The sequence below is a fragment of the Marinobacter sp. genome, assembly GCF_052094685.1.
Classification (GTDB): domain Bacteria; phylum Pseudomonadota; class Gammaproteobacteria; order Pseudomonadales; family Oleiphilaceae; genus Marinobacter.
Window position 1 is genome coordinate 13,666 of record NZ_JBQDKB010000007.1, and the last position, 26,304, is coordinate 39,969.

Here is a 26,304-nt window from a genome sequence, read left to right on the forward strand (position 1 = left end):
GCGGCAGGGCCAGCCTCAGAGACACCAATCCGTAAGGAACTGTCCATTAGGGACTATCCATAAGGGCTATGCATGGACATTCTTACCCTCGTAGGGCTTGTTGCCGGTATTCTGATTGTTATTCTGGCGATGCTGGCAAACGCCTCGCTTCTGACCTTCCTGAATCTCCCCGGCTTGGCCATAGTTGTGGGCGGCACCTTCGCCGTCACACTCATAAAATTCCGCCTGTCCTCTGTTACCAGTGCTTTTCGCCTGGCGATGAGCTCGGCATTTACCGACAAGGTCGATCGCCCTGCAGAACTGATTCGTGAGGCGGGAGCGCTTGCCCTGGTGGTGCGTAAAGAGGGTATTCTGGGGCTGGAGAATCACCAAACCAGCAACGAATTCCTGCAGAAAGCGATCAGCCTGTGCGTAGATGGCCACCCACCGGAACTGGTTGAAGAAGCCTTGGCTCAAGAGTCCCAGCAGATGGCCGAGCGCTATGAAGTGGCTGAGCGAGTATTTCGGGGCATTGGCGAGTCTGCGCCAGCGATCGGCATGCTGGGCACGTTGGTGGGTTTGGTTCAGATGCTCAATTCGCTGGATGATCCCTCTTCCATCGGCCCGGCAATGGCTGTTGCCCTGCTAACAACACTCTATGGCGCGTTTATTGCGCAATTGATCGCGCTGCCTCTGGCCGACAAGCTTCAGCTAAAAGCCGAGGATGAAAACCGCAATCAGGTACTGATCGTTACCTCCATTCGCAACATCATGCGTGGTGAAAACCCCCGAGTGATGACCGAAATGCTCTCGTCATTTGTAACGCCAGATCAGCGCACAGGGCTGACGCCGGAGCGGGAGGCCTGAGGCTTTGCAGCAAATCCGCACAAACAGAAAACCCCGGCAGAAAAACCAGACGCCCGCGTGGATTGTGACCTTTGCCGATCTCGCTACGTTGCTGCTGACGTTTTTTATTCTGCTGCTGTCTTTCGCGGAAATGGATATTGAAAAATACAAGGCAATGGCCAACTCCATGTCTGTGGCGTTTGGCTCCGCCAACGTTCTGGATGACAGCGTTGGCGGCTCGCCGATTACCCTGGTTGAATCAGACACAGTCTCCCTGCCCGAGCCGACCGAGACACAAACCCGAGAACCGGAATTCATTGATGAGCGAGCGCCAGAGACAGCGACCACCGTTATTTCTGGGGGTGTATTAGATCTGGCCAGCCGAATGATCGGTGAACTGGAAAACGAAGTGGCTTCGGGAGCTTTGAGTGTTAATTACGACAAAAACAAAGTGGTTATTCGGTTCTCCGAAGAAGCCACCTTCCGCTCTGGCCAGGCGTCAATAAAGCCGGAGATGATCCCCATTATTGAACGGGTGGTGGGCGTTTTAGCTGGCTGCACCGGCGATGTACTGGTCTCTGGCTACACAGACGACCGCCCTATCTCCAGCAGTCGATACCGCTCCAACTGGGATCTCTCTGCAGCCCGGGCGGTATCTGTGGTGCATGAACTCGTCCTGAACCGAAAGGTTCCAGCCGAGCGCGTAGTCGCCGCCGGCCGTGCGGAAACCAATGCCCTTGCCCCAAACGACACGCCTGAAAACCGCGCACTGAACCGCCGAGTAGAAATCGCCATACGCGACCCCGAGTGCGATGACGCTGTTTCAACGGGAGATCTACCGATAGAAATCCTGCCTTAAACTTCCCGCGTTCCTCGGTTCACGCTAGTTGTCCTTATGATCAGCCCTGCTCCGCCAGATATTCGTCTTTGAGCTTCACGTAGTTGGCCGCTGTATACTTGAAAAAAGTACGCTCTTTATCCGACAAAGCCCGTGCCTTCTTACACGGTGCCCCCACATAAAGATGCCCGGACTCCAAGATTTTCCCCGGCGGCACCAGACAACCCGCCGCAACGATTACCTCATCCTCCACCACAGCGCCGTCCATAATGATGCAACCCATGCCCACCAGCACCCGGCTACCCACCGTACAGCCGTGCAACAAAGCCTTATGCCCCACGGTGACATCGTCGCCAATAATCAGGGGATAGCCCCCCGGGTTATAATCGCTGGCATGGGTGATATGCAACACTGAGCCATCTTGAATGCTACAGCGATCGCCAATACGAATGTTATGCATGTCACCACGCACCACCGTCATCGGCCAGATGGAGCAGTCGTCACCGGTTTTAACATCACCGATCACTACGGCACTGGCATCCACCAGAGCGCGTTCTCCGAAACTTGGCGTGGTACCCTTGTGAGAACGTATATTCGTCATTACATATACCTTACGTTGCGTGTAACCGACACTTTAACAGCTGAGAAGGGGATCCATGAATAACCCGTTACTGACTGATGATTTGCTGCCGAAATTTGAGCATGTGCGCACCGAGCATATGGAAACGGCAATTGACCAGATTCTCAGCGAAAACCGCGTGAAAATTGGAAGTCTTGCCCAGAACGAAGACCCCACTTGGGACACCCTCGCCCAGCCCATGCAAGCGCTGGAAGACAAGCTCAACAACGCCTGGTCCGTTATTTCACACCTCAACGGCGTGATGAACAACGACGACCTGCGCAAGGTTTACAAGAACTGCTTGGAAAAGCTGACCGAGTACAGCACCGAACTCAGCCAGAACACCGCCCTGTGCGAAGCCTATAAAAAGCTAGCTGCCCGGAGCGACTTCAAAGACCTGAGCGAAGCCCAGCGCAAGTCTGTGGATAACACCCTGCGAGACTTCCACCTTGGCGGCGTCGACCTGCCCGACGACCAGAAAATGCAGTATGCAGCACTCTCCCGTGAGCGAGCGGAACTGTCCAACCGCTTCAGCGAAAACGTGCTAGACGCAACCCAGCACTGGTTCAAACACATCACCGAGGTAGAAGACCTTGCCGGCCTGCCGGAAAGCGCCATCGAAGGCGCAAAACAGGCAGCTAGCCAGAAGGAGCTGGACGGTTACGTGATCACGCTGGATTTCCCCAGCTTCTTCCCGGTCATGACCTATGGTGACAACCGCGAGCTGCGTCGCGAAGTCTATGAAGCGTTTGTGACCCGGGCTTCCGATGTGGGCCCAGATGCCGGGACCTGGGACAACACCCAGGTTATGGCCGAAATTCTCAAACGCCGCCACGCCGCAGCCAAGCTACTCGGCTTCAATAACTACGCCGAACGCTCGCTGGCCACCAAAATGGCGCGGGATACCGATCAGGTACTGGGTTTTCTCAACGAATTAGCGGCCAAATCCAAACCAATCGCTGAAAAAGAGTTTGCTGAACTCAAGTCTTTCGCCAAAGACGAACACGGTTTAGACGATCTGAAGGCCTGGGACGTGGGCTACTACAGCGAAAAACTGCGCCAGCAGCGCTATGACATCTCACCCGAAACCCTGCGCCCCTGGTTCCCTGTGGATAAAGTGGTGCCAGGGCTGTTTCGAGTGGCCGAAAAGCTGTTCGATGTGCAGATAGAAGCCAAGCCAGACGTAGAAACCTGGCACGAAGACGCTACCGCTTATTGCATCAGCCGCGATGGTGAGCCGATTGCCTGGTTCTACTTCGACCTGTTTGCCCGCCAAGGCAAGCGCGGTGGTGCCTGGATGGCCGACTGTCGGGTACGTTGGCGCAACCAGCGTGGCACGCTGCAATTGCCGGTGGCCTTTTTGACCTGCAACTTCACGCCGCCGGTAAACGGCAAACCGTCGCTGCTCACCCACGACGAAGTAACCACCCTGTTCCACGAATTTGGCCACGGGCTGCATCACATGCTGACCCAAGTGGAAGTCACGGATGTGTCTGGTATCAATGGCGTGGCTTGGGATGCCGTGGAACTACCCAGCCAGTTCCTGGAAAACTGGTGCTGGAACCCCGAGTCCTTGGCGATGATTGCCAGCCACCATGAAACCGGCGAGCCATTACCGGAAGACCTGCTGCAGAAACTGCTGGCTGCCAAAAACTTCCAGTCCGGTATGGCCATGGTGCGACAGCTGGAGTTTTCTTTGTTCGACTTCCGTATGCACGCGGAATTCACCGAAGAGGCACCCACCAACCCGCTGGACGTGCACCGAAAAGTGCGCGAAACCATCGCGGTGGTGGAGTCTCCGGAGTTCAACCGCTTCCCTAACGCGTTCTCTCACATATTCGCCGGTGGATACGCCGCGGGTTATTACAGCTACAAATGGGCGGAAGTGCTGGCGGCCGATGCCTTCTCGCTGTTCGAAGAAAACGGCATCTTCGACCCTGAAACCGGGCGGGCGTTCTTGCAGAACATCCTCGAAAAAGGCGGATCACAGGAGCCCATGGAGCTGTTCAAAGCCTTCCGTGGCCGCGAACCTGAAGTAGGCGCCCTGTTGAAACAGACCGGCATCACGGACGACGCGGCCTAATTCAATCCTCTCCGGTGGCTGTTGTGGTCACCGGAAGCTTTAACCTGGAGGTACGTTATGTCGACCCCGAAGCGTTTTATAGCCGGTGCTGTGTGTCCTCGCTGTTCGGAGATGGACAAGATCATGATGTTCACCGACGACGCAGATGAGCAGATTCGCGAGTGTGTGGCTTGTGGCTTTACCGATGCCATCTCAGATGCTGAGGCGCCTGCTACGCCTGAATTGGATACGCGGGTGAATACGCGCGACAACGATGATGATCATACGGTTAAGCAGGTAGTGTTTTTTAAGGCTGGGTCTGAGGGCTAGAGATTTTAAGGATTTTAGCCTGCTGGCCTGGGAGGGTTTCGAGGTCCCGGGGGTATATTTTTCTTCTGGGAAAAACAACTCGCTGCGCTCAGACATTTTTTCCCGGCAGAAAAACATCCCCCCACGCCCTCTTGTTCAAACTACGAAGATAGATCGGTTTAAAAGATAAACGGATTTAGTGCAGTTTAATGCTTGAGGTATTTCACTGCAGGCAGCCAAAAAAGGTGTTTCAGGGAACACTTTTCCTCCCCGCCTTTTCCTTGAGATATCTGTGCTTTGTAACCAGAGGGTGCGGGGGTACTTTTCTGGCGGAAAAAAGATGTCTGAGCGCAGCGAGTTGCTTTTTTCCAGAAGAAAAGTACCCCCGTGACCTCGTAGCCTCAGAATCAGCAGGCTACGTAACGAAGGCAAACTCCAAACTCAGAGAACCATAGCCGCCAACCACCCAAACCCGAGCAACGGCAAGTTGTAGTGCAAGAACGTAGGCACCACAGAATCCCAGATGTGGTTGTGTTGGCCGTCTACGTTAAGGCCGGCGGTGGGTCCGAGGGTGGAATCGGAGGCTGGGGAGCCGGCATCACCCAGGGCGCCGGCGGTGCCGACCAGGGCGACGATGGCCATGGAGCTGAAGCCCATTTCCAGCGCCAGAGGCACGTACAGGGCCGCTATGATGGGGATCGTTGAGAAGGATGAGCCGATACCCAAGGTAATCATAAGGCCCACCAGCAGCATCAGCAGCGCCGCCATCGGCTTGTTGCTGCCGATCACTTCAACAGAGCTTTGTACCAACGTAGCGATTTCGCCGGTTTCGCGCATCACTTCCGCGAAGCCAGATGCTGCGATCATGATGAAACCAATCATGGCCAGCATTTTCATGCCTTCGGTGAACAGGTCGTCAGCCTCTTTCCACTTTACTACGCCAGACAGGTTGAACAGCAGGAAGCCTGCCAGAGCCCCGAGGATCATCGAGCCCAGCCAAAGCTGAACCACGAAGGCGACGACGATAGCGGCCAGGGCCATGCCCAATGTGCGGGGGCTATAAGACACGTTTACGCGCTCGGTGCGGGTAATGGCCTCCAGATCGTATTCGCGCTCGCCACGGTAAGTGAAGAATACCGCTACCAGCAGACCGCAGAGCATGCCCAAAGCTGGCAGGGCCATGGCCTGCATCACGCTTAGGCCTTCTGTGTCGCCGCCGTTGGCGCTGATCTTGGCCATCAAAATTTCATTCAGGTAAATGCCGCCGAAACCGATGGGTAGGAACATGTAAGGCGTGATCAAGCCGAAGGTGAGCGCGCAGGCAACCAACCGGCGATCCATTTTCAATTTGGCCATCACGTACAGCATGGGCGGTACGACCAGCGGAATGAATGCGATGTGGATGGGCAGGATGTTCTGTGACGATAGGGCAATCAGCACCAGCACGCCGATGATCATGTAACGCACGCCCTTGGCGGCCGAGCTGTTTTCCTGTTGGCCAACCATGGCGAGGGTTTTGTCTGCTAGCGCATGGGCCAGGCCGGATTTGCCGATGGCAACGGCGAACGCACCCAAGGTGGCGTAGGACAAGGCAACGGTCGCACCGCCGCCAAGGCCGTTATTGAACGCTTCAATGGTGGCTTCCAGGGACAGTCCTGCGATCAGGCCACCAGACACGGCGCCTACAATAAGGGCAACAACAACGTGGATGCGGGCCAAGCTCATTACGAGCATGATCAGTACCGCGGCAACAACGGCATTCATGGGGAAACTCCGAGTGTGGCGTTGTGGGTTATCCGGCCTTCTTGAGAAGGCCGGGATCATGAAAATGCGGTAATGTGCAGGAATTAGCCAGCTGAGTCAAAGTGCTTGTGTAACTCTTAATCTTTGTCGATACGCGCGAAGCGGGGAACCTGTTCTCCCGCCACGGTTACGGTTTCCTTAAACATGGTCAGCGGGCGCACCCAGAGGCTGTGATCGCCGTAAAGGCAGCGGTAAACCACCAGTTCTTCTTCGGTTTCGCTGTGCCGGGCGATGTCGATAACCTCGTAGTCCTGGCCTTTGTAGTGTTGGTAACGGCCCGGGCGGATAGTGTTCTTGCTGTCAGTCATTCTGTGTGTTGTCCCATGTATTTAGAGGTGGCGAATGTCCGAGTACATCGGCAGCAGTTGTTTGATCAGTCGATTCTGTGCGGTTGTGGGTATCTGGTTTGCCTCCATGGCCAGAATAAGGTTTTCGGCCAGGGCGTTAAACTGGGTGTTGGTAATGCCCATTGCTGCGTGGGCTTCCCGAATGTCGCGTCCCGAATACTGGCAAGGGCCGCCACTGAGTTCACACAATTGATCGGTCAGGTTGCGATGGAACTGGGCAACATTTATACCTTTGAACTGGTGATTAATACGCTCGTCGTCCACGATGAGGTAGAGCATGTCTTCCACTACGTTGGCGATACCGTCGCGCTGCCCCAGTTGCAGGTACAGGCTATTGTCCGGCTGGCTTTGAAAGCTTTGGCAGCCGCCTATAACAAGGCTCATCGCGATGATCAGCGCGGCGGTGTATGTTTTCATTTTGCTCCAGCCCATGATCAGAAACTCCCCTGCAGAGACAGGTAAACGCCTTGTTGATCCGTTAACGTGGCTATGTTGCCTAAATTGACGAATGCTGCTGTCACCGCAAGCCGACGATCTGGTACCCAAGCAACGAATACATCCCACCAGTCGTCTTCACGGGCAAAACTTAGGTTGTCTGGCTTTTGACGGTACTCGGCGCCGACCAGCCATTGTCGGTTAATAAACACGCCGACACCGGCTTCGGCCATAATTTCATAGCTGTTGTTTAAATCTCCGCCAAAGCCCAACAGCCCGCCCTGGTTGGCGCGGGTGCCGCGTGCGGTGGCGTTTACCAACAGGTTGCGACCAAATACCGCGGCAAAAAATACCTTGGAGCCGGAGATATAAACATCTGTGCTGCTGTCGTCCCTGGCTCCAATCGCGTCAGGCACTGTGAAGTCCCGCTGCCGTTTGTGCTGTACGCCGGCAGACCATTGGCCCCAAGGGCTGTAGAGAACATCGCCAGCCAACCGCACTTTTACACCGAAGATGTCTTGGTTGAGTTCATCCTGCTCCAGCCCGAAGCCGTCTTTGAGGGTAAACACCAGGCTATCGAGATCCAAGGTCTGGCGAGCAACGGTCACTTCAACTCGGTTATTCCAGTTCAAGCCGGCACCGGTAACCGAAAGCGAATAGTCGTCCACATCGGCCCTACTCAGAGCAACCGTGCCCCCCCATTCTTCATCATCAGCGTAGCTGCCAAGCAAAGCCCAGGGCACCAGCCCGCCGCCAGCGCTGCCTTCTATGGTGGTGACGCCACCGGTCGCCCAAATGCGGCTGCCAACATCTGCCAAGGCCACAGGCGTGGCAAGAAGTCCTACGGACAGCAGGGGCGCGAACGTTCTGGCCCGCAGCATGTTGATAAAAAGCGTCATGAAGAATGCTCCGGCGTAATGTCGGCCAGCTCTTGCTGGCGTTCGGCAATGGCTGCGGCGGTTTGTGTAAGGTCATCTGCAGAAACCGGACGGCTGAGGTAGAAACCTTGGCCAATATTGCAACCCCAGGATTGCAGCAGTGTCCAGGTGTCCAGGTTCTCGATACCTTCTGCAACAACCTTAAGGCCAAGTCCGTGGGCCATATCGATCGTGGATTTTACAATCAGCTGATCCTGAGGCTCAGTATTTAACTGGAGAACAAAGGATTTATCTATTTTCAATTCCTGAACCGGCAGTTTGCGCAGTTGCGACAATGAGGAATAGCCTGTGCCAAAGTCGTCAACAGATAGGGTTACCCCCAGCTCTCGCAGGCGGTTCAATGTGGCCATGGCCTCTTCCGGGTCGTCCATCAGGGCGCTCTCTGTCACCTCCAGGGTGACGCGCTCCATGCTGTGGTGCCAATCGGCAAAAATAGTGGCTATGCGCTCGGTTAGTTTCGGCCAGGTTAGGTCCATTGCAGACAGGTTGATGGCGACGCCTGCATCCAGGCCTTTGCAAAACCAGGCGCGGGCATCACTGGCAACCCGCTGCAGGATGTGATCCGTCAGGTCGTTGATTTGCCCGGACTGCTCAGCCAAAAAGATGAACTCCTCGGGCGATATAAAGCCCAGCTCCGGGTGTATCCAGCGCACCAGAGCTTCCACCTGAAGCAGCCGCCCGGTACGGCTATCGAGCTTGGGCTGATAATTCATGTGCAAGCCGCCGTACTGGATGGCACGGTGCAAATCGGAGATCAGCTTCAGTTCACGCAGGTGGCTCTCATCTTGCCCTGGCTCGTATCGAGTAACCGAAACACCTTGTTGCTGAGCCCGATCAAAGGACAAGTTTACCCGCCTTCTCAGCTCGTTCGTCGTGCAGGCATCGGTGGGCAGCTGCAGAGTTATCAGAGTAATACGCAGGGAGAATGGTGTGTTGTCGATACTCAGGGGCGATACGACGGTTTTATGCAGGGCCTGCGCCCGCCGTTCCAGCGTTTCAGGGCTTTGCACCGCAACCATGGCTAGAAACTCGCTGCCACCGGTGCGCGCAATCAGGCTGGCATCCGGGAGCTCATCGCGCAGTCGTTGAGAGAGGCCCAGCAGGACCTTGTCGCCGAACTCTATGCCTAGCGTATCGTTGATATCGGACAGGTCACTCACCCGCAGACCAATCAGGCTACAGGGTGTTCCGGCGCCAAAGCCTTCCTGGGCGGCCTGCATCAATGCGTTACGGTTGCCCAGCTCTGTTACGTCATCATGGGTTGCTGCATGGTGAATCTCTGCTTCGCGTCGCACAAGGCGGGCCAGTGTATCTCGCAGCGCGTTGCGCAGCTGCCGAAGCTCTCCGCCGGAGCGAATGTCGGGCGCCTTCGGATTTTGACCCTCTCCCACGGCCTGGGCGTAGCGGGCAAGCTGCAACACCGGCCGGCCCAAATACCTTGCCATGAAAAGCGCGAGCAGTATTGCCAGCACCATAATCGCTGTGACCAATAAGCCTATTTCCAAGGCGCGGCTGTAGTAATTTTCCAGACTGGCCGCTCGGCTGATCATCAGAACCGCTTCGAAACTACCCTCCTTGGATGCCCCAAGATTCATGGTGCGTGTGAAGTAGCGGGAGCTTTCGATGAAGTTTTGGCTTCCTGCAGGTCCGAGTAGCTCCTGCTCCCCGGCGCCTTTGATATCGGCAGATGCTGCGAAGCTGGTGAACTTGCTTGGATCGTTGGCACTGGAGCGAAAAATAACCGAGCTGCCACTAAGCTGAGCAATGACAGTGGCAAGCTCTTGGTCCAGCTCAAAGCCTGCTACCAGCCATGCCCGCAATCCGGGTGCTTCCACCGGAATAACAAGTACTTCGTAGCCACGATGGTCAACGGTTAGAAACGAACGATCAGCTCCGTTTTTTCGGGCGTTGGCAAACTGCCCGGAGGTAATGTCGGGTAGTGCCCGAGATAACGTGGAGGCCAGAAGCTCGCCTTGGCGATTTAGCAACAGCGCAAAATCTGCCTCCACGCGCCCGGTGTGGTTTTCCAATGCGCTGTTGAGGGTTCCAGGGTCTCGGCTAGCGACGGCAGAACGGAAACCGAAGTCGCGAACCACGACACTCAGCCGGGAGAGTTCGAGATCGGTGCGGCGCTCGATCACCTCATGGGTAATACGCTCAGCTATGCTGAGCTGTTCCAGGGCCCGGTGTTTTTCATCCTCGAACAAATACACCATCAACAGCGCGCCGATCAGCAAGCTCACCAAGGCAACCAGAGCAACCATGGCGGTAACCAGGCGGCCGCGGAACCCGATGCGGTGAGCCAGACGACCCATCACAGATCCCGAAAGCGGTTCTGGAGGTGATCCATCGGGCTTTCATGGCGAGTCTCGGGCACCAGCTCAATGTTGACGGTTTCTATGGCAGTATTTTTCAGGCTGGTGGAACTGATCTCTCGAACCACTGGTCGAGTGTTGTCTGGCAGGCGGGGGTGCCATATATTCAGGTTTAGCGAGCTGGGCGCTTGAGTAACGCCAAAGTCCAACGCGAGGGTTACTTCTCCTTGCTCATTGGTTTGCCCAACGGCCCGTGTATCCGCCACCACAATAAACGCCTGCATGTGGTCGTGAATATTGCAGCCAAGCTCGACAATACCTGGTTTATCAAACACCACTGGCGCTTCGGGCTCACCCGCATAGAGTGCAAGATCAAAGGTTTTTGCCGGCGAGAATGAATAGACGTGATGGTGCGTGTTGTCCCGGTTGGGGAAACTCACACTGGAGCCAGCGGGCAAAATCAGCACGTGGGGATGGAACATGCGATTTTTTTGAACCACTTCTGCCTGTGCGGGAGGGGCGTGACTGCCATCATTTAGATACACCACCGCGCCGGTCAATGGGCCGGTGCCGTTAGCGAGTTGCACCCGAATCGTTAGCTCTTCTGACAGCACGGAGGCCGACAGCAGGCAACCGGCTAGCAGAAAAATTGTTTGTTTTCTCATTATGATAGTGAACCTTTCGATTGCGCAGTGCCTTACACGGCTAGGTCAGGCCAAGCCAGAGCCCAGGGAAAAGCGGATGTGATTGCGGATTAGGAGGTTTTCCCAGTAGTGTCGCATCCAGTTCCAAGCATCGTTGTTCACCTGTTTAACGAAGGGGTCGAGGTTCAGTTCGTAATAATCCGGCGTACCAGCAATCTTTAGCACGGTTACGGTGATTGAAGCGTCCAGTTCGTTTGCGAAAGGTTCGCCAATAAGCTCGTGAACCAGAAGATTAGCACGAGTTGCTTCCATATCGACAAGCCCGCCGGTTCTGATGGAGTGATTATTTTCATGCATCTCTTCCATCAGGCGGTGGCAAAGGTAGGCGCGGATTAAAAGCCCATCCAAGCCATCGTAGTGCACCAGAAAGGCAGACGGCTCGGTGAAGTAACCTATGGCAGCTGTCACAAACGGATCAAACAGCTGTGCGGTGCCGGCTTCTCTGGCACAGGCATCCACGCACTCTATAAGCCTGGGCGCCATTTCGATGTACTCGATGGCAAACTGGAACAGACAGGAGGCGGGCTTGTAGCCCTCAATTGTGATGGCAGAGGGCAACGCCGCTGCCTTTTCATGCAGCTGCCTCAGAAAGGTGCCCGAGCGGGCTTCCTTGCGCCGCGCGTGGTCAATGATCTCTAGGACTGCCTGTGGCGTCATTTGAGGCCATGCCGGTGTTTGAACAGATTGAGGTCGCAAGGCGCCTCCTGTAAGGGGTAATAAGTACCTGGGCAGCTAAGTCGCAGCAGGTTACTTTTACATACCACTGCAAGGCGCCCGTCTTTTCTCACAAGTGTAGACGAGATTTGGTGAGCTGCGATTCTCGGACTGTCAGATATTGTTAACAATTGCATCCAGGTTACCGGGCGCTGAACCACCGGTCGTTACGAGTGTGTGACCAGCACAGCCAGCCCATACTTGCTGCGCGGGCAAGCATAAGGCATATGAGAGAAAACCAGAGCCCGTGGTTGCCCCAGCTTGTGGTTAACCACCACACGGGTGCGAAAACACCGAGTGCCGAAAACAGCATGGTGTTTTGCATATCCTTGGTGCGTGTAGCACCAATGAATACTCCATCAAACAGAAACCCCCAAACTGAGGCAAACGGCAGTAGCCATAGCCAAGGCAGGAATTGCCAGGCTGTGGTGCGCACTTCTTCAATGCCAGTTAGCAAAGCTATTAGGCCGCGGCCACTGACTACGAACAAGATGGTCAGCAACAGTGAACCCCAAAGGGACCACCGTAGTGCGCAGCGGAACACCACAAGGAAGCGCCGCCTGCTGTCTCTACCCACAGATTCGCCAATTAGCGCCTCGGCGGCATTGGCAAAGCCGTCTAACGCATTGGAGATCAGAAGCAAAAAGGTGATCAATACCGCATTGGCCGCCAGTATGGTGTCGCCCTGGCGAGCCCCTTGGGCTGTAAAGAAGGCCAGCACCAGCAGCAGGGCTATGGTGCGAACCATAATGTAGCGGTTTACCTGCAGTATGGCTAAATAGTCCGCAAGGGTTCCGAACAATGCCCGAGTAAGCCGTTGTCCATCGGGCATGCGGCGCAGCACAATGATAAAGCCGATGATTGCAGCACCGTATTCGGCGATGACTGTCGCGATGGCTACGCCTCGGCTATTCCAGCCGAATATGGTTACGAACAGTATATCCAACACGATATTCAGGCCGTTGGCCACGATGAGCATAATCATTGGCCCGCGTGCATACTGAGTGCCGATCAGCCAGCCCACAAGCGTGTACTGACACAGCACCGCAGGGGCACTCCAGATTCTTATGGCCGCGTACTCGGCGGCAAGCTCGGTTACGCCTGGGCTTGGGTTCATTAGCGCCAGCCCAATTTTTATCAAAGGCTGATGGCACAAAATCAGTAGCAGGCCTATACCCACCGCCAGCGTCACCGAGCGGAGCAGTAAGGCAACTTGGCTAAAGCTATCGCGCTTGCCCCAGGCCTGGGCGGCAAGCCCTGTTGTGCCCATGCGCATAAAGCCGAAGCTCCAGTACAAAATGGTGAACAGGTTAGCGCCCACTGCCACTGCGCCAAGATATTCCGGGCTTTTTAAGTGCCCCAGCACAGCTGTATCTACCAACCCCAATAATGGAACCGTGAGATTGGTGAGCATCAGAGGCCATGCCAGAGCCCATAAGCGCCGGTCTGTGACCGACAGTTTGAGTGTCATATTCTATCTTCTTCTAAATAAGTGCGTGTTTAATCTTTTTGGGTTTAAATGGTTTTTAGTATTTTTTTGATCTGTGTCTATACTCAATATTGATGTATCTGTAAGCAGGCTTTCACTCTGGAATTTTCTGGCGAATGCGAGCGCCGGTTGAGAACAGAGGGATTACGCAAAATCCGACAAGAATAACACTCTGTGGAGACACAGTATGCGCGTGCACGCTCAGCGGGCAGGTGCCCTGTTAGGCGGTCTGTCGTTCCCCGCCCTGTCCCTAGCGGACTGGACGGTAAACATGACCCCCGGGGTTACCGGTACCAGTAACGATATATTTGACCTTCACATGACCATTTTCTGGATTTGCGTTGCCATAGGCGTCGTCGTATTCGGGATCATGTTCTGGTCTATTTTCGCCCACCGCAAGTCTCGCGGCGCGAAACCTGCAAATTTTCACGAGAATACGCTGGTTGAGGTTCTATGGACGCTCATACCACTGGTTATTCTTGTCATCATGGCGATTCCCGCCACCGCAACTTTGATAGATATGTACGACACCACTGAGTCGGACATAGATATTAAGGTGACCGGCTATCAGTGGAAGTGGCAGTACGAGTATATCAACGAAGATTTCGGTTACTTCTCCAACACCACAACACCGCCGGATCAGATCAACAATCGTCAGGCTAAAGGCGAAAATTATTTGCTGGAAGTGGATAACATGATGGTTGTGCCTGTGGGTAAAAAGATCCGCTTCCTGCTTACAGCCAACGATGTTATTCATTCTTGGTGGGTACCAGCTTTCGGCGTTAAGAAGGATGCTATTCCTGGCTTTATCAACGAAGCATGGACCCGCGTGGACGAGCCCGGCATCTATCGTGGTCAGTGCGCAGAGTTGTGTGGCAAGAATCACGGGTTTATGCCGGTAGTTGTTAAGGCGGTGCCTGAAGAGGAATACAACACTTGGGTTGCCGAACAGAAAGCGGCGGCCGAGAAAGAGCGTGAGCTGACCCAGAAAGACTGGACCATGGATGAGCTTATGGAGCGCGGTGAAAAGGCCTACGCCAGCAACTGCGCAGCTTGTCACCAGGCAGATGGTAGTGGTGCGCCGCCGGCATTCCCGGCACTTAAAGGCAGTGCCATTGCGACCGGAGACATGGCCGCCCACCTCGATATTGTGGTGAACGGTAAATCTGGTACGGCGATGCAGGCTTTTGGCGGCCAGCTGAATGAAGCCGACCTTGCGGCCATCATTACCTACGAGCGGAACGCCTGGGGTAATAAGGTGGGAGACATGGTCACGCCAAAAGAAATCTTCGATTACAAGAACGAACAGTAATCAACGCCAGATAACAGCTATCACCAGCCACAATAATTGGCGGTAACGGGGGTTTTAATGAGTGCGGTTGCAGATACCCACGCCCAAGATCATCATCACGGCCCAGCTAGCGGCATCAGCCGCTGGCTGTTGACCACAAACCACAAAGATATCGGGACCATGTACCTGATATTCAGCTTCTCCATGTTCCTCCTGGGCGGATCCATGGCGATGGTTATCCGGGCGGAATTATTTCAGCCTGGGCTACAAATCGTTCAGCCAGAATTTTTCAACCAGATGACCACTATGCACGGGTTGCTTATGGTCTTTGGTGCGGTTATGCCGGCGTTTGTTGGGCTGGCAAACTGGATGATACCGCTAATGATTGGCGCGCCAGACATGGCGTTGCCTCGGATGAACAACTGGAGCTTTTGGTTGCTGCCTTGTGCCTTCCTGATTCTAATCTCAACACTGTTCATGTCAGGTGGCGGGCCCAACTTTGGTTGGACGTTCTATGCGCCTTTGTCTACTACGTACGGGCCTCCGAGTACCACCTTCTTTATTTTCGCTATCCACATCATGGGCGTGTCCTCGATCATGGGCGCGATTAACGTGATCGCCACGGTGCTTAACATGCGGGCGCCGGGAATGACCCTGATGAAAATGCCCATGTTTGTCTGGACTTGGCTGATCACGGCCTTTCTGTTGATCGCAGTAATGCCAGTGCTGGCGGGCGTATTAACCATGATGCTGATGGATATCAACTTCGGCACCAGCTTCTTTAATGCGGCCGGTGGTGGCGACCCAGTTCTGTTCCAGCACGTATTCTGGTTCTTCGGGCATCCGGAGGTTTATATTATGATCCTCCCGGCCTTTGGGGCGGTGTCTCATATCATTCCTGCGTTCTCACGCAAGCCTCTATTTGGCTATGCTTCAATGGTTTACGCGGTGGGGGCGATAGCTCTGCTTTCTTTTCTGGTATGGGCGCACCACATGTTCACGGTTGGCGTACCTGTCGCCGGGCAGTTGTTCTTTATGTACGCCACCTTGTTGATTGCCGTGCCAACGGGAGTAAAAGTCTTCAACTGGGTGGCCACTATGTTCCGTGGTTCACTCACGTTCGAAGCACCCATGCTGTTTGCAGTCGCGTTTGTGATTCTGTTTTCCATCGGCGGGTTCTCCGGCCTGATGCTGGCGATTGCCCCGGCGGACTTCCAGTACCATGACACCTACTTCGTGGTCGCCCATTTCCATTACGTACTGGTGCCAGGAGCCATATTCGGCATCTTCGCTTCGGCATACTTCTGGCTACCGAAATGGACCGGCTATATGTATGACGAGACCCTTGCTAAAACTCATTTCTGGCTGTCGTTCATCGGGATGAACTTGGCTTTCTTCCCCATGCACTTCCTGGGCCTTGCCGGGATGCCCCGCCGAATTCCGGATTACGCTCTGCAGTTTGCCGATTTCAACATGGTATCGAGCATCGGGGCGTTCATGTTTGGCTCGACTCAGCTGTTGTTCCTTTTCATAGTGGTGAAGTGTGCCAGAGGCGGTGAAAAAGCACCCGCTCGGCCTTGGGAAGGCGCAGAGGGGCTTGAGTGGGAAATACCATCACCCGCGCCTTATCACACATTTACCACTCCACCGGATGTGAAATAGGAGGCAGGCAACTATGGCTGAGCAATCGGAAGGTAAGCCTGTACCCCAGCGCACCAATGCGCGGGTTATAGGCTGGTGCCTTGCCAGCGTGGCCGGAATGTTTGCCTTCGGCTTTGCACTGGTGCCTCTGTATGACGTGTTCTGTGACATCACCGGCATCAATGGCAAGACCAGTGGCCGCTATGAATCCACGGAGCCCTCGGCTGCGGACATGAATCGCACCATTAAAGTTCAGTTTTTGGCGCAAAATGGGCCGGATATGCCCTGGGTGTTCCGGCCTGTAGATCGCAGTGTTGAGGTTCACCCGGGTGAACCCACCACCGTAAATTTCTACGCCGAAAACCCAACCAGCCGGGATATGGTGGGGCAGGCGGTGCCAAGCTTGTCGCCATCCGAGGGCACCTTGTATTTTCATAAAACCGAGTGTTTTTGCTTTAACCAGCAACCGCTGTCTGCTGGCGAAAGTACGGAAATGCCTTTAGTGTTTATTGTGGATCAGGATCTGCCCAGCCACATCACCAAATTGACACTGTCCTATACGCTTTATGATCAGGGTGAGCCACAGGCTGCCGTGAAAAACACAACAACAATCAATAATGGATAAGCCATCGGAGAGTGCTATGGCGGACTTTCAGACCTATTACGTTCCCGAACAGAGCAAGTGGCCTATTGTTGCGACGGTGGGCCTGGGGGTTACCCTGTTTGGGGCGGCCTCGATTATGGTTGCCAGCAATCAAGGCGAGGGTACGAGCGGCGGCTGGATGATATTTACAGCCGGCGTGTTGATCATGATCTACATGCTGTTCGGCTGGTTTGGCAACGTCATCAAAGAAAGTCGAAGCGGCCTTTATAGCCCACAGATGGATCGTTCGTTCCGCTGGGGTATGAGCTGGTTTATTTTCTCGGAAATCATGTTTTTTGCGGCTTTTTTCGGTGCGCTTTTCTACGCTCGCGTGTTTGCAGTGCCTTGGCTTGGGGGCGAAGGTGACCGAGGCAGTTCCCACATGCTCTGGGAGGGGTTTCAGGCAACCTGGCCATTGATCAACAACCCAGATCCCGAAATCTTTCCTGCGCCGGAATCGGTGATTGGGGCTTGGGGTTTGCCGCTGGTGAACACCATCCTGCTAGTTACGTCATCATTTACCGTAACCGTTGCGCACCACGCGCTCAAAGCAGATAACCGGAAGAAAACGAAGCTATGGCTGGGGGCCACCATAGTGTTGGCACTTGTTTTCCTGTTTCTGCAGGCAGAAGAGTACGTGCATGCCTATCAAGAGCTCAATCTGACCCTTCAGTCAGGCATATACGGCAGCACCTTCTTCATGCTCACGGGTTTTCACGGTGTTCACGTGATGCTAGGCACATTGATGTTGATCATCATGCTGATACGTATTCACAAGGGACATTTTACTGCAGACAGCCACTTCGGCTTTGAGGCAACCTCTTGGTATTGGCATTTTGTAGATGTGGTCTGGCTAGGTTTATTCGTGTTTGTGTATGTCATTTGATGCTGCAAGGGTTTGCTCTCAGGGAGTCGGATGCAGCGTCAAGCTCCCTTGCCACAGTGATAGAAGAATAACTGCCAGCAGTAACACGCTCAACGCTACGCGAATAGCGAGGGAATTCACCACCCGATTGGTTTTGCCGCCGTCTCTGATCAGAAAAAAAAGGCCGCTGAAAAGACTTACGATGACGGCGAGCATGAGAATAATGATAAGGGCTTTGAGCATAAAAAATCTCTTTGGTTTTTGTTCTGGCTGCTGCCAGATTTACTATAGCAGACCATGACTGAAGCAAAGAAAAACCCTCGACAATGGCACGTAGACTGGCGATTAATGGTGTTTACCGGCGCCTTTTTGCCTCTATTAATAGCCTTGGGTATCTGGCAGCTGAACCGAGCGGAAGAAAAGCAGGTTCTACTTGACCAGTGGCAACAGGAGGCGCAAAACCTCAACTGGCCGGAACAAGTGGTCAGCGGGCTGGATAACGGCAGGCCGGTGACGGTGACCGGGCTCTACGGCGAGCGCAGCTGGTTGTTAGATAACAGAACCCGAGATGGCATGGCAGGCTACGAGGTGCTAACGGCTTTTTACCCGCTGCAGGGCCCGCCGGTTCTGGTTAACCGAGGCTGGATAGCGGCCCCGAGAACCCGAAACGAATTGCCAGACGTAACGCCTCCCGACGGTGTATTCAGCCTGACGGGCCGAGTAGGTCCGTACCCGGAACCGCCGGTTTTGTCTGGTGAAACCGGCCCGAAAGAAGGCTGGCCAAGGCGGGTGCAAATGCTTCCCGGGGCGGTTGCAAGATCTGAGATTGCGGACTTGCCTGCGGCCATCATTCGACTTCAGGACAGTGAGCAGCCCGGAGCCTACCGTGCTGACTGGGAGCCGGATCTTATGGGCCCGCAAACTCATTACGGATATGCGACACAATGGTTTGCGCTTGCCGTGGTGCTGACTATATTGAGTGTAGTCGCGAGTTATCGAAAAACAGGATCCAATAATGACAATGATAATGGCTAGCCAGATACCACAGCGCGAAGAAGTAGGCGGCCCCACGCCCGACCAGGTACGCAAAGGCCGACGTACCGCTTTTCTGCTGTTTGCGCTTGGGTTCGGGCCGATGATTCTGGCCAGCATAATGTTCTATACCGGCTGGCTGAACCCTGTCGGCCACACCAATCATGGCACCCTGATTACACCTGCGATGTCCGTGGCGGCTCTGAATCTTGAGACCCCTTCAGGTCAGCCGTTGGCTAAGCGTTTCACAGCCGGGCAAGCGGAGCCCCAATGGTTGATGGTAGTTGCAGCCGGCGCGTGCGACAGCCGTTGTGAGGAGCTTCTTTATCTGGCGAGACAAGCCAACATTGCACTGGGAAAAAACGCCAATCGTGTGTCCAGAGCTGCCGTGCTGGGTGACATTACTGGCGATTTGGCAGCGCGCTGGTCTACAGAATACCCATTGATGGAACGTCTTGCTCCAGCGCCCGGCACGGCGCCAGCTTGGCCGGTAGGCATCAATCCAGAGAAAGAGCCTCGCATCATGTTGATTGATCCGTTCGGTAACGTGATGATGCATTACGGCCCGGAAAATTCTGGCAAGGACATGCTCAAGGATCTGAAACACCTGCTCAAACTGTCACTGGTGGGCTGAGAGTCAGCCCGGAGGAGTAGTCTTGAACCATCGGTCCGCCGACAGCCAGCCAAAAGCCCGCGCCATGGTGAACTGGGCAACATTCTCAGTGCTTCTGGCCGTTGTTGTTATCATGTTGGGCGCCTGGACACGGCTGGTTGATGCTGGGTTGGGGTGTCCCGACTGGCCTGGGTGTTACGGGTTTATATCCGTGCCCCAGAGCGAGACACACATTGCCATAGCCAATGCCCGGTTCCCCGATACCCCGGTGGATGTGGCTAAAGGCTGGCCAGAAATGATCCACCGCTACGCTGCCAGCACGCTGGGGCTGGTGGTGTTTGGCCTGGCAGCTGCAGCAGTAAGACAGCGTCGCCGTGGCATGCCCTTCAAACTACCGCTTTTCATCGCCGGTTTTATTCTGCTTCAGGGTGCCTTTGGCATGTGGACGGTCACCCTGAAACTCTGGCCCCAGGTTGTTGCACTGCACCTTCTCGGCGGTTTTACCACGATCAGCCTACTTACCTTGCTGGCACTTCGGCTACGGAAGTTCTCGGCAGCGCAGGCCAGCACCAAGAGCACCGTACCACAAGCACAGCAGAGGCCCATCGGATCGACTTCCAGCCTAGCCAGTCTTCGCCCTTGGCTCTACGGCGGTTTGTTAATCATTATTCTGCAGATTGCCTTAGGCGCCTGGACCGCAGCGAACTATGCCGCCGTCGCCTGCACTGACCTTCCAACCTGCCAGGGGCAGTGGTGGCCAGAAGGTATGGATTTCCAGCACGGCTTTGATATCACCCAACACGTAGGCCCCAACTACCTTGGCGGGCAGCTCACAGCCGATGGCCGGGTAGCAATACACGTAACCCACAGAATAGGCGCCTTGGTATCACTGGGCTATTTCGGGGTGTTACTCACTCTACTTTGGCGACGGAGTTCTAACCGGGAACTGTACGGCCCTGTAAGGCTGGTTGCTGTGTTACTGGCAGCCCAGATCACCCTAGGGCTGGCCAACGTTCTATTCCATATTCCATTGCCAGTTGCAGTGGCCCATAACGCCATGGGCGCTGGGCTGCTACTGTCGGTTATTTATCTGATTTGGCGGCACCATCTGCTGCCACAGCCCCAAGCTTCAACAGCAACACCCACAACAACAATGCATCAGGAGGTTACGGCATGAGTGAGCAAGTGGACGTACTGTCGGCCCAGCGAGATTCCAGCCAATCCACACGCGGTATTTCCTGGCGGGATTATTTGGAGTTAACCAAACCCAACGTCGTCGCCTTGATGATCCTAACATCGGTTATCGGCATGCTGCTGGCCACCTCCGGGTTGCCCAGCATGGAGGTGCTGATCTGGGGCAACATGGGCATCGCCTTCCTTGCGGGGGCTGCCGCCGTGGTCAACCACGTGGTGGACCAGAAGATTGATACCGTGATGGCTCGCACCCGCAAGCGCCCAGTAGCCACAGGTAAGATCTCTCCGGTAGAAGCGATCGTGTTTGCGGCTTTGTTGGCCAGTGTCGGCATGTTCGTACTGATGTGGCAGGTAAACCACCTAACCGCATGGCTTACTCTGGCTTCTCTGGTAGGTTATGCCGGTGTTTACACCCTGTTCCTGAAGCGGGCAACGCCGCAAAACATCACCATTGGCGGCCTAGCCGGCGCCATGCCGCCCCTACTGGGCTGGACGGCGGTAACCGGCCAGGTAGAAGGCCATGCATTGTTATTGGTTCTAATAATCTTCGCCTGGACCCCACCGCATTTCTGGGCCCTCGCTATTCACCGTAAGGAAGAATACGCCAAAGCCGGCATACCCATGCTGCCGGTCACCCACGGTAATAAATTCACCGAACTACACATTCTGCTCTACACCCTGATGTTACTGGCAGTCAGTTTGCTGCCTTTCGTCACGGGCATGTCCGGCTGGATTTATTTGGCTGGTGCCCTAGTGTTAGGCCTACGCTTTCTCCACTATGCTATAAGGCTTTTGAAAGGCGACGACCGCCGAGTAGCCCTAAACACCTTCAAATACTCCATAACTTACTTAATGGCGCTATTTGTAGTTCTTCTCGTAGATCACTATGTGTTTTTCTGACGCAAACTCAGAAGTACGCAAGTGGAGGGGGTGGTGCCTTTTCTGCCGGGAAAAAATGTCTGAGCGCAGCGAGTTGTTTTTCCCAGAGGAAAAGGCACCACCCCCTCCTCTGTACACTGTGTAAAAAAAGCGGAGAAAGCCAAATTGGAGTCACAATGAATCGCTCAGTTCAAATAACGTTGGTTGTTCTAGTATTGGCCGTGGTTTTGATTTTTGGTTTGGTGGTTGGGCGCCAGGTGTTTCAGGTGGGTAGCGGAGAACCCATCCCAGCCCCAGATCTTGCCGAAATGAACACCTATGTTTATGACCAACCGCGGACCCTTAGCGAATTTACGCTCACCAACGAAAACGGCGAAACGGTTACCCGAGAGAGCCTGAGGGGCCGGTGGACGTTTGCGTTTGTCGGCTACACCAATTGCCCGGATGTTTGTCCAGCGGCCATGGCTAACCTGCGGCGAACCGACAAACTGCTGTCGGATGAGCTGCCGCAACCGGATTATTTGCTTGTCACCGCCGATCCGGAGCACGACACCCCAGGAAAACTTAAGGACTACACAGCATTCTTTGGTGAGAACTTTCATGGCCTGACCGGAGACCTGGTCACTCTGCGGGAGTTGGCTAAGAACCTGAGTGCGGTTTTTGTGCATCGTCAGGTGGACGGGGAATTACTGGTGGATCACAGCGGGCATTTTGCGTTGCTGAACCCGAATGGCGAGTTGGTGGCACTTATTCAGCCGCCCCATCACCCGAAAGAAATGGCGGAAGCCTTTGAGCGCATTTATGAATGGTCTAAAGTTAATCGTGAAAATGCCGGTTCTTGAGAGGGGCAAGGTTTTTTTTGCTAAGGTTTAACTGACATGGCGACGGGACTCGCATAGACTGCCCGGCTGAAAATACACTCGCCGGAACAGACAATATGCATCACCAGAAAAGCACAACACCACAAGAGCTCTTTGGTGTCTTGGCCGCTGGCGCCGTTATGCTTATGGTTGTGCATGGGCTTGGTCGTTTTATCTACACGCCGTTGTTTCCCTATCTGGTAGACGATGGTCAGTTCACAGCACCTGAAGGCGCGGCGGTCGCCACCTGGAATTACTTTGGCTACCTGGTGGGCGCCATGCTGGCGATTCGTTGGCACCGGGTCAGTCATATCCGCGTTCTGTTACCCGCCTTTCTGGCGGTGCATGTGATAACCACCCTTTTCGTTACCCAGACAGATAACCTGACCGCTATCTCGGCTAGCCGCTGGCTGAACGGCGTCGCCAACGGTGTGATTTTTGTACAGGCGCCGGCGTTGATTCTTGAATGGCTTGTGCTGCGCAATCGGGCAAGCATGAGTGGGCTTGTATACATAGGCGTGGGCCTGGGTTTGCTGGTTTCCAGTGGGCTGGTAACTGGCAGTGCCGATTGGCTGGAAGGGGCCGGGCGCTGGTGGCCAGCGGCTTTGATATCCATCCCCTTGGCTGTGTGGGGCGCCTATCGGCTGTCTCGGCTTGAGTTGCAGGATCACCAGTCCGGCAGTGACGGTAACACGGTAATAACCACACCGCTCATCGACCGGGCCAGTGTCCCATTGTTTCTGGCTTACGCTGGCGCCGGGCTGGGTTACATCCTCCCCATGACTTTCCTGCCTCTGTTGGCAAAGCTGGAACTCGAAGCCGGCCACTGGTTGCTCGACGGAACCTGGCTCATCGTTGCTCTATGCACCATCCCGGCAGCTTGGCTATGGAACAAACTCGGCACAAAAATGGGCGACATACCTGCGCTGAAACTGAATTTTTTGATTCAGTTGGCAGGTGTGTTGGCCGCAGTGCTTTGGCCCGGCACTATCGGCTTGGTTCTGTGTGCCGCTCTGGTCGGCGGCACCTTTCTTGGCACGGTATTGCTAACCCAGCGCATAGGCCGCGCTTTGCATCCACATCAGGGGCCTCGTCTCTCTGCTGCCATGGTCGCACTCTACGGCTTTACTCAGATGGTTGGCCCCTGGCTAACCAAGCAATGGCTGGATGCCGGCGGCACCCTGGTTTCCGCTTTTGGTATTGGTGTCGGCGCACTGGCCTTCGGATTAATCTTCGTTTTCTTCGTTCCTCGCCCGGATGCCTGGCATGCTAGAACGATCCAGGCTGACTGATAACCCCCAAACCTAACCATGCTAAAATCCTGAGCTAACGCAGAATTCGCCACCGCGCCACCTCTAAAACTCTCAGTCTTAACCCTAAGTTAGATCAAAACGTGCTCCCAATAGATCACATTCTCCCGAAGTTGAAACACACTCTGGAGCAGAACACCACCGCCCTGCTGCAGGCACCCCCGGGAGCCGGTAAAACCACCCGCGTACCTTTGGCTTTGCTGGATGCCTGCTGGCGGCAGGGGCGCAAAATCCTAATGCTAGAACCCAGGCGGCTGGCAGCCCGGTCGGCGGCAAGGTACATGGCGGCGCAACTGAGCGAGAAGCCCGGGCAAACCGTGGGCTATCGCACGCGGCTGGATACCAAAGTATCTGGCGAGACCTGCATAGAAGTGGTGACGGAAGGCATTCTTACCCGGCTGATCCAGAATGACCCCATGCTGGAAGACTACGCCGCCGTGCTGTTTGATGAGTTCCACGAACGCTCGCTACAGGCTGATCTGGGGCTGGCCCTGGTGCGCGAATCTCAAGAAGCGCTGCGGGAGGATCTTCGGGTGTTGGTGATGTCAGCCACGCTGGATACCGCGCCCATAGCCCGCTTGCTCGGGGATGTTCCGGTATTAAGCAGCGAGGGGCGGGCGTTTCCGGTGGATCTACTCTACCGCCCCACACCGTCCACTCAGCGCAATCCTCGGCTGGTCGATCAGGTGGTGGCCGTGGTTATCGAGGCCTTGGCTCAGCAACCAGGCTCAGTGCTGGTATTCCTGCCGGGAGCCGGCGAGATTCACCGAGTGGCTCAGGCGTTAGCCGGGCAGGTCGCCCAGAACGTGGTGATCGCGCCCTTGTTTGGCAACCTTAAAGCGGCAGAGCAGGACCAAGCCATTGCGCCAGCCGAAGAAGGCACTCGAAAGGTGGTGCTGGCAACCGCCATTGCCGAAACCAGCCTGACCATCGATGGCGTGCGCGTGGTGGTAGATAGCGGCCAGCAGCGCCGGGCGGTGTTTGATGCCAACAGCGGGATGACGCGGTTAGTAACCGGACGGGTTTCGAAGGCCTCGGCAGAACAGCGCAAAGGCCGCGCCGGGCGGGTTGAGCCAGGCGTGTGTTACCGGCTGTGGCGTGAATCAGAACAATTCGGGCTGGCGGAGTTTACGCCACCGGAGATTCGCGAGGCAGATCTCGCGCCACTGGTGCTTGAATTGGCCCAGTGGGGCGCGCGCACGGCAGATCAACTGGTATGGATCGACCCGCCACCGCCTGCACATTGGCAACAGGCGGTACAGCTGCTGCAGTGGCTGGACATGCTGGATGCAGATGGCGCGATTACCGAGCATGGCAAATCTGCCCGGGCCTTGGGCATTCACCCTCGGCTGGCGCACATGGTGCTGCTGGGGCGAGTGCTTGGGCTGGGCAGGCTGGCGGCGGAACTGACGGCGTTACTGGAAGACCGAGACCTTCTCGGCCCAGGTGCAGGCGCGGATTTGCATGAACGTATAAGGGTACTAAGAGGCGAACTTGGCTCTCAGCGTGCAGACCCGAACCGGCTACAAGCCCTGCGCCAGCAGGCAAGGCGTCTGTCTGAATCTGGGGCTTCCAAATCCAGCCAACAGACGCCTGACCCAACGGCCACCGAAGTGGGGCGTTTGTTAGCACTCGCTTATCCGGATCGTATTGGCAAACGTCGGCCCGGAGACACGCCACGTTATCAGCTCAGCAACGGTAAAGGCGTGCTATTACGGGAAGACGATGGGCTGGCCCGACATGAATGGTTGGTGGCTGCGGATCTGGACGGTAAGGCCAAAGAGGCAAGGATATATCTGGCAGCGCCAGTGGATTTGCCAACCCTGGAAGCCGATCTGGCGGCCCACATTCGTGAGCAAGATGAGGCAGAATGGGATGATAAACGCGGCACGGTGATTGCCCGCAAAACCCGCCGTTTGGGCGCTTTGCTGCTTGCGGAAAAACCCCTTAAACAACTCTCGCCCGAGCTGATACAGCAGGGCTTGTTAGCCGCGATAACACGTAAAGGACTGGATAGCCTGCCCTGGACACCCGGTGCCCGGCAATGGCAAGCAAGGGTTATGCTGTTGGCCAAACATTTTCCCGATCAATGGCCAGATGCCAGCGATCAGGCCCTAATAGGCTCTGTGGAGCACTGGTTGGGGCCCTTTTTAGTGGGTATCAACCGCTGGTCGGAACTGGCCAGGCTGAACCTACAAACCGCTCTGAACGGCCTGCTGGAATACCCGCAACAACAGCAACTGGCAGAACTTGCACCTACCGCCTTAACCATCCCCACTGGCAGCTCCGTAGCTCTGGATTACACGGCTGAGAACGGCCCGGTTCTGGCCGCCAAGCTGCAAGCGTTGTTCGGCTGGATGACAACACCGGCCGTTGCGGACGGCAAAGTGCCGGTGTTGATTCACCTGCTCTCGCCAGCCCGGCGACCATTGGCCGTCACGGCCGATCTGGCCAGCTTCTGGTCTAACGTGTATCCACAGGTGCGCAAAGACACTCGTGGCCGTTATCCGAAACATCCCTGGCCAGAGGATCCACTCACCGCTGTTGCCCAGCAGGGCGTTAAGCGAAAATAACGCCG

Annotated in this window: 25 protein-coding genes; 15 read left to right on the forward strand and 10 right to left on the reverse strand. The window is 55.4% G+C overall.

Annotation, left to right across the window (positions count from 1 at the left end):
• The first annotated feature begins 72 nt into the window (after positions 1-72).
• Positions 73-846 (forward strand): MotA/TolQ/ExbB proton channel family protein, encoded by a 774-nt coding sequence (locus ACTH3S_RS02700; protein ID WP_441807481.1) that lies wholly within the window; start codon positions 73-75, stop codon positions 844-846.
• Between the two features lie 4 nt (positions 847-850).
• On the forward strand, positions 851-1,684 hold the full coding sequence (locus ACTH3S_RS02705; protein ID WP_441807482.1) for a flagellar motor protein MotB: 834 nt from the start codon (positions 851-853) through the stop codon (positions 1,682-1,684).
• Between the two features lie 40 nt (positions 1,685-1,724).
• Here ACTH3S_RS02705 and ACTH3S_RS02710 read toward each other — a convergent pair whose 3' ends face one another.
• Entirely contained in the window at positions 1,725-2,264 is a 540-nt protein-coding gene (locus tag ACTH3S_RS02710; protein ID WP_441807483.1) for a gamma carbonic anhydrase family protein, read from the reverse strand.
• 55 nt (positions 2,265-2,319) lie between these two features.
• Here ACTH3S_RS02710 and prlC point away from each other — a divergent pair, with 55 nt between their 5' ends.
• Together prlC and ACTH3S_RS02720 are read left to right on the forward strand one after the other, a co-directional pair.
• Positions 2,320-4,365 carry an oligopeptidase A gene (gene prlC / locus ACTH3S_RS02715; protein WP_441807484.1) on the forward strand — a complete coding sequence of 682 codons (2,046 nt, stop codon included), beginning with the start codon at positions 2,320-2,322 and terminating at the stop codon, positions 4,363-4,365.
• A gap of 57 nt (positions 4,366-4,422) precedes the next feature.
• Entirely contained in the window at positions 4,423-4,674 is a 252-nt protein-coding gene (locus tag ACTH3S_RS02720) for a YheV family putative zinc ribbon protein (protein ID WP_441807485.1), read from the forward strand.
• 420 nt (positions 4,675-5,094) lie between these two features.
• On the opposite strand, the gene ACTH3S_RS02725 is transcribed toward ACTH3S_RS02720, so the two are convergent.
• The 8 genes from ACTH3S_RS02725 to ACTH3S_RS02760 all read right to left on the reverse strand — a co-directional run bounded on the left by ACTH3S_RS02725 (position 5,095) and on the right by ACTH3S_RS02760 (position 13,380).
• Entirely contained in the window at positions 5,095-6,417 is a 1,323-nt protein-coding gene (locus tag ACTH3S_RS02725; protein ID WP_441807486.1) for a Na+/H+ antiporter family protein, read from the reverse strand.
• 116 nt (positions 6,418-6,533) lie between these two features.
• Positions 6,534-6,764: a DUF1653 domain-containing protein gene (locus tag ACTH3S_RS02730; protein ID WP_441807487.1), complete on the reverse strand. Its 231-nt coding sequence runs from the start codon at positions 6,762-6,764 to the stop codon at positions 6,534-6,536.
• A gap of 21 nt (positions 6,765-6,785) precedes the next feature.
• Positions 6,786-7,220: a group I truncated hemoglobin gene (locus ACTH3S_RS02735; RefSeq protein ID WP_441807488.1), complete on the reverse strand. Its 435-nt coding sequence runs from the start codon at positions 7,218-7,220 to the stop codon at positions 6,786-6,788.
• Between the two features lie 17 nt (positions 7,221-7,237).
• Positions 7,238-8,137 carry a DUF3034 family protein gene (locus ACTH3S_RS02740; protein ID WP_441807489.1) on the reverse strand — a complete coding sequence of 300 codons (900 nt, stop codon included), beginning with the start codon at positions 8,135-8,137 and terminating at the stop codon, positions 7,238-7,240.
• The gene (locus ACTH3S_RS02745) at positions 8,134-10,491 is read right to left on the reverse strand and encodes a putative bifunctional diguanylate cyclase/phosphodiesterase (RefSeq protein ID WP_441807490.1); all 2,358 of its coding nucleotides are present in this window, start codon (positions 10,489-10,491) and stop codon (positions 8,134-8,136) included. Before ACTH3S_RS02745 ends, ACTH3S_RS02740 begins: the two co-directional genes overlap by 4 nt.
• A complete protein-coding gene (locus tag ACTH3S_RS02750) occupies positions 10,491-11,156 on the reverse strand; it encodes a methylamine utilization protein (RefSeq protein WP_441807491.1) in 666 nt (221 codons plus the stop codon). Before ACTH3S_RS02750 ends, ACTH3S_RS02745 begins: the two co-directional genes overlap by 1 nt.
• Positions 11,157-11,201: 45 nt before the next feature.
• Positions 11,202-11,852 carry a hypothetical protein gene (locus ACTH3S_RS02755; RefSeq protein ID WP_441807527.1) on the reverse strand — a complete coding sequence of 217 codons (651 nt, stop codon included), beginning with the start codon at positions 11,850-11,852 and terminating at the stop codon, positions 11,202-11,204.
• Positions 11,853-12,051: 199 nt separating this feature from the next.
• A complete protein-coding gene (locus ACTH3S_RS02760) occupies positions 12,052-13,380 on the reverse strand; it encodes an MATE family efflux transporter (protein WP_441807492.1) in 1,329 nt (442 codons plus the stop codon).
• A gap of 205 nt (positions 13,381-13,585) precedes the next feature.
• Between ACTH3S_RS02760 and coxB the strand changes: the two genes are divergently transcribed.
• From coxB to ACTH3S_RS02780, 4 genes are read left to right on the forward strand one after another with little or no spacing between them, the layout of a single operon-like run.
• Complete coding sequence (gene coxB / locus ACTH3S_RS02765) at positions 13,586-14,710, forward strand: cytochrome c oxidase subunit II (protein ID WP_441807493.1); 1,125 nt, start codon at positions 13,586-13,588, stop codon at positions 14,708-14,710.
• Between the two features lie 57 nt (positions 14,711-14,767).
• On the forward strand, positions 14,768-16,351 hold the full coding sequence (gene ctaD, locus ACTH3S_RS02770; RefSeq protein WP_441807494.1) for a cytochrome c oxidase subunit I: 1,584 nt from the start codon (positions 14,768-14,770) through the stop codon (positions 16,349-16,351).
• Positions 16,352-16,364: 13 nt separating this feature from the next.
• A complete protein-coding gene (locus ACTH3S_RS02775; RefSeq protein ID WP_441807495.1) occupies positions 16,365-16,955 on the forward strand; it encodes a cytochrome c oxidase assembly protein in 591 nt (196 codons plus the stop codon).
• A gap of 16 nt (positions 16,956-16,971) precedes the next feature.
• Positions 16,972-17,859 (forward strand): cytochrome c oxidase subunit 3, encoded by an 888-nt coding sequence (locus ACTH3S_RS02780; protein ID WP_441807496.1) that lies wholly within the window; start codon positions 16,972-16,974, stop codon positions 17,857-17,859.
• An 18-nt stretch (positions 17,860-17,877) separates the two neighbouring features.
• On the opposite strand, the gene ACTH3S_RS02785 is transcribed toward ACTH3S_RS02780, so the two are convergent.
• Positions 17,878-18,081 (reverse strand): twin transmembrane helix small protein, encoded by a 204-nt coding sequence (locus ACTH3S_RS02785; RefSeq protein WP_441807497.1) that lies wholly within the window; start codon positions 18,079-18,081, stop codon positions 17,878-17,880.
• Positions 18,082-18,135: 54 nt separating this feature from the next.
• Here ACTH3S_RS02785 and ACTH3S_RS02790 point away from each other — a divergent pair, with 54 nt between their 5' ends.
• The 7 genes from ACTH3S_RS02790 to hrpB all read left to right on the forward strand — a co-directional run bounded on the left by ACTH3S_RS02790 (position 18,136) and on the right by hrpB (position 26,299).
• Entirely contained in the window at positions 18,136-18,873 is a 738-nt protein-coding gene (locus tag ACTH3S_RS02790; RefSeq protein WP_441807498.1) for an SURF1 family protein, read from the forward strand.
• Positions 18,854-19,504, forward strand: a complete 651-nt coding sequence (locus ACTH3S_RS02795; protein ID WP_441807499.1) for a hypothetical protein — start codon at positions 18,854-18,856, stop codon at positions 19,502-19,504. Before ACTH3S_RS02790 ends, ACTH3S_RS02795 begins: the two co-directional genes overlap by 20 nt.
• 64 nt (positions 19,505-19,568) lie before the next feature.
• The gene (locus ACTH3S_RS02800; RefSeq protein WP_441807528.1) at positions 19,569-20,660 is read left to right on the forward strand and encodes a COX15/CtaA family protein; all 1,092 of its coding nucleotides are present in this window, start codon (positions 19,569-19,571) and stop codon (positions 20,658-20,660) included.
• A complete protein-coding gene (gene cyoE / locus ACTH3S_RS02805) occupies positions 20,657-21,577 on the forward strand; it encodes a heme o synthase (RefSeq protein WP_441807500.1) in 921 nt (306 codons plus the stop codon). The genes ACTH3S_RS02800 and cyoE overlap by 4 nt, the downstream gene beginning before the upstream one ends.
• 155 nt (positions 21,578-21,732) lie before the next feature.
• Entirely contained in the window at positions 21,733-22,398 is a 666-nt protein-coding gene (locus tag ACTH3S_RS02810; protein WP_441807501.1) for an SCO family protein, read from the forward strand.
• 95 nt (positions 22,399-22,493) lie between these two features.
• Positions 22,494-23,708: a YbfB/YjiJ family MFS transporter gene (locus ACTH3S_RS02815; RefSeq protein WP_441807502.1), complete on the forward strand. Its 1,215-nt coding sequence runs from the start codon at positions 22,494-22,496 to the stop codon at positions 23,706-23,708.
• A 101-nt stretch (positions 23,709-23,809) separates the two neighbouring features.
• Positions 23,810-26,299 (forward strand): ATP-dependent helicase HrpB, encoded by a 2,490-nt coding sequence (gene hrpB, locus ACTH3S_RS02820; protein ID WP_441807503.1) that lies wholly within the window; start codon positions 23,810-23,812, stop codon positions 26,297-26,299.
• Positions 26,300-26,304: the final 5 nt, after the last annotated feature.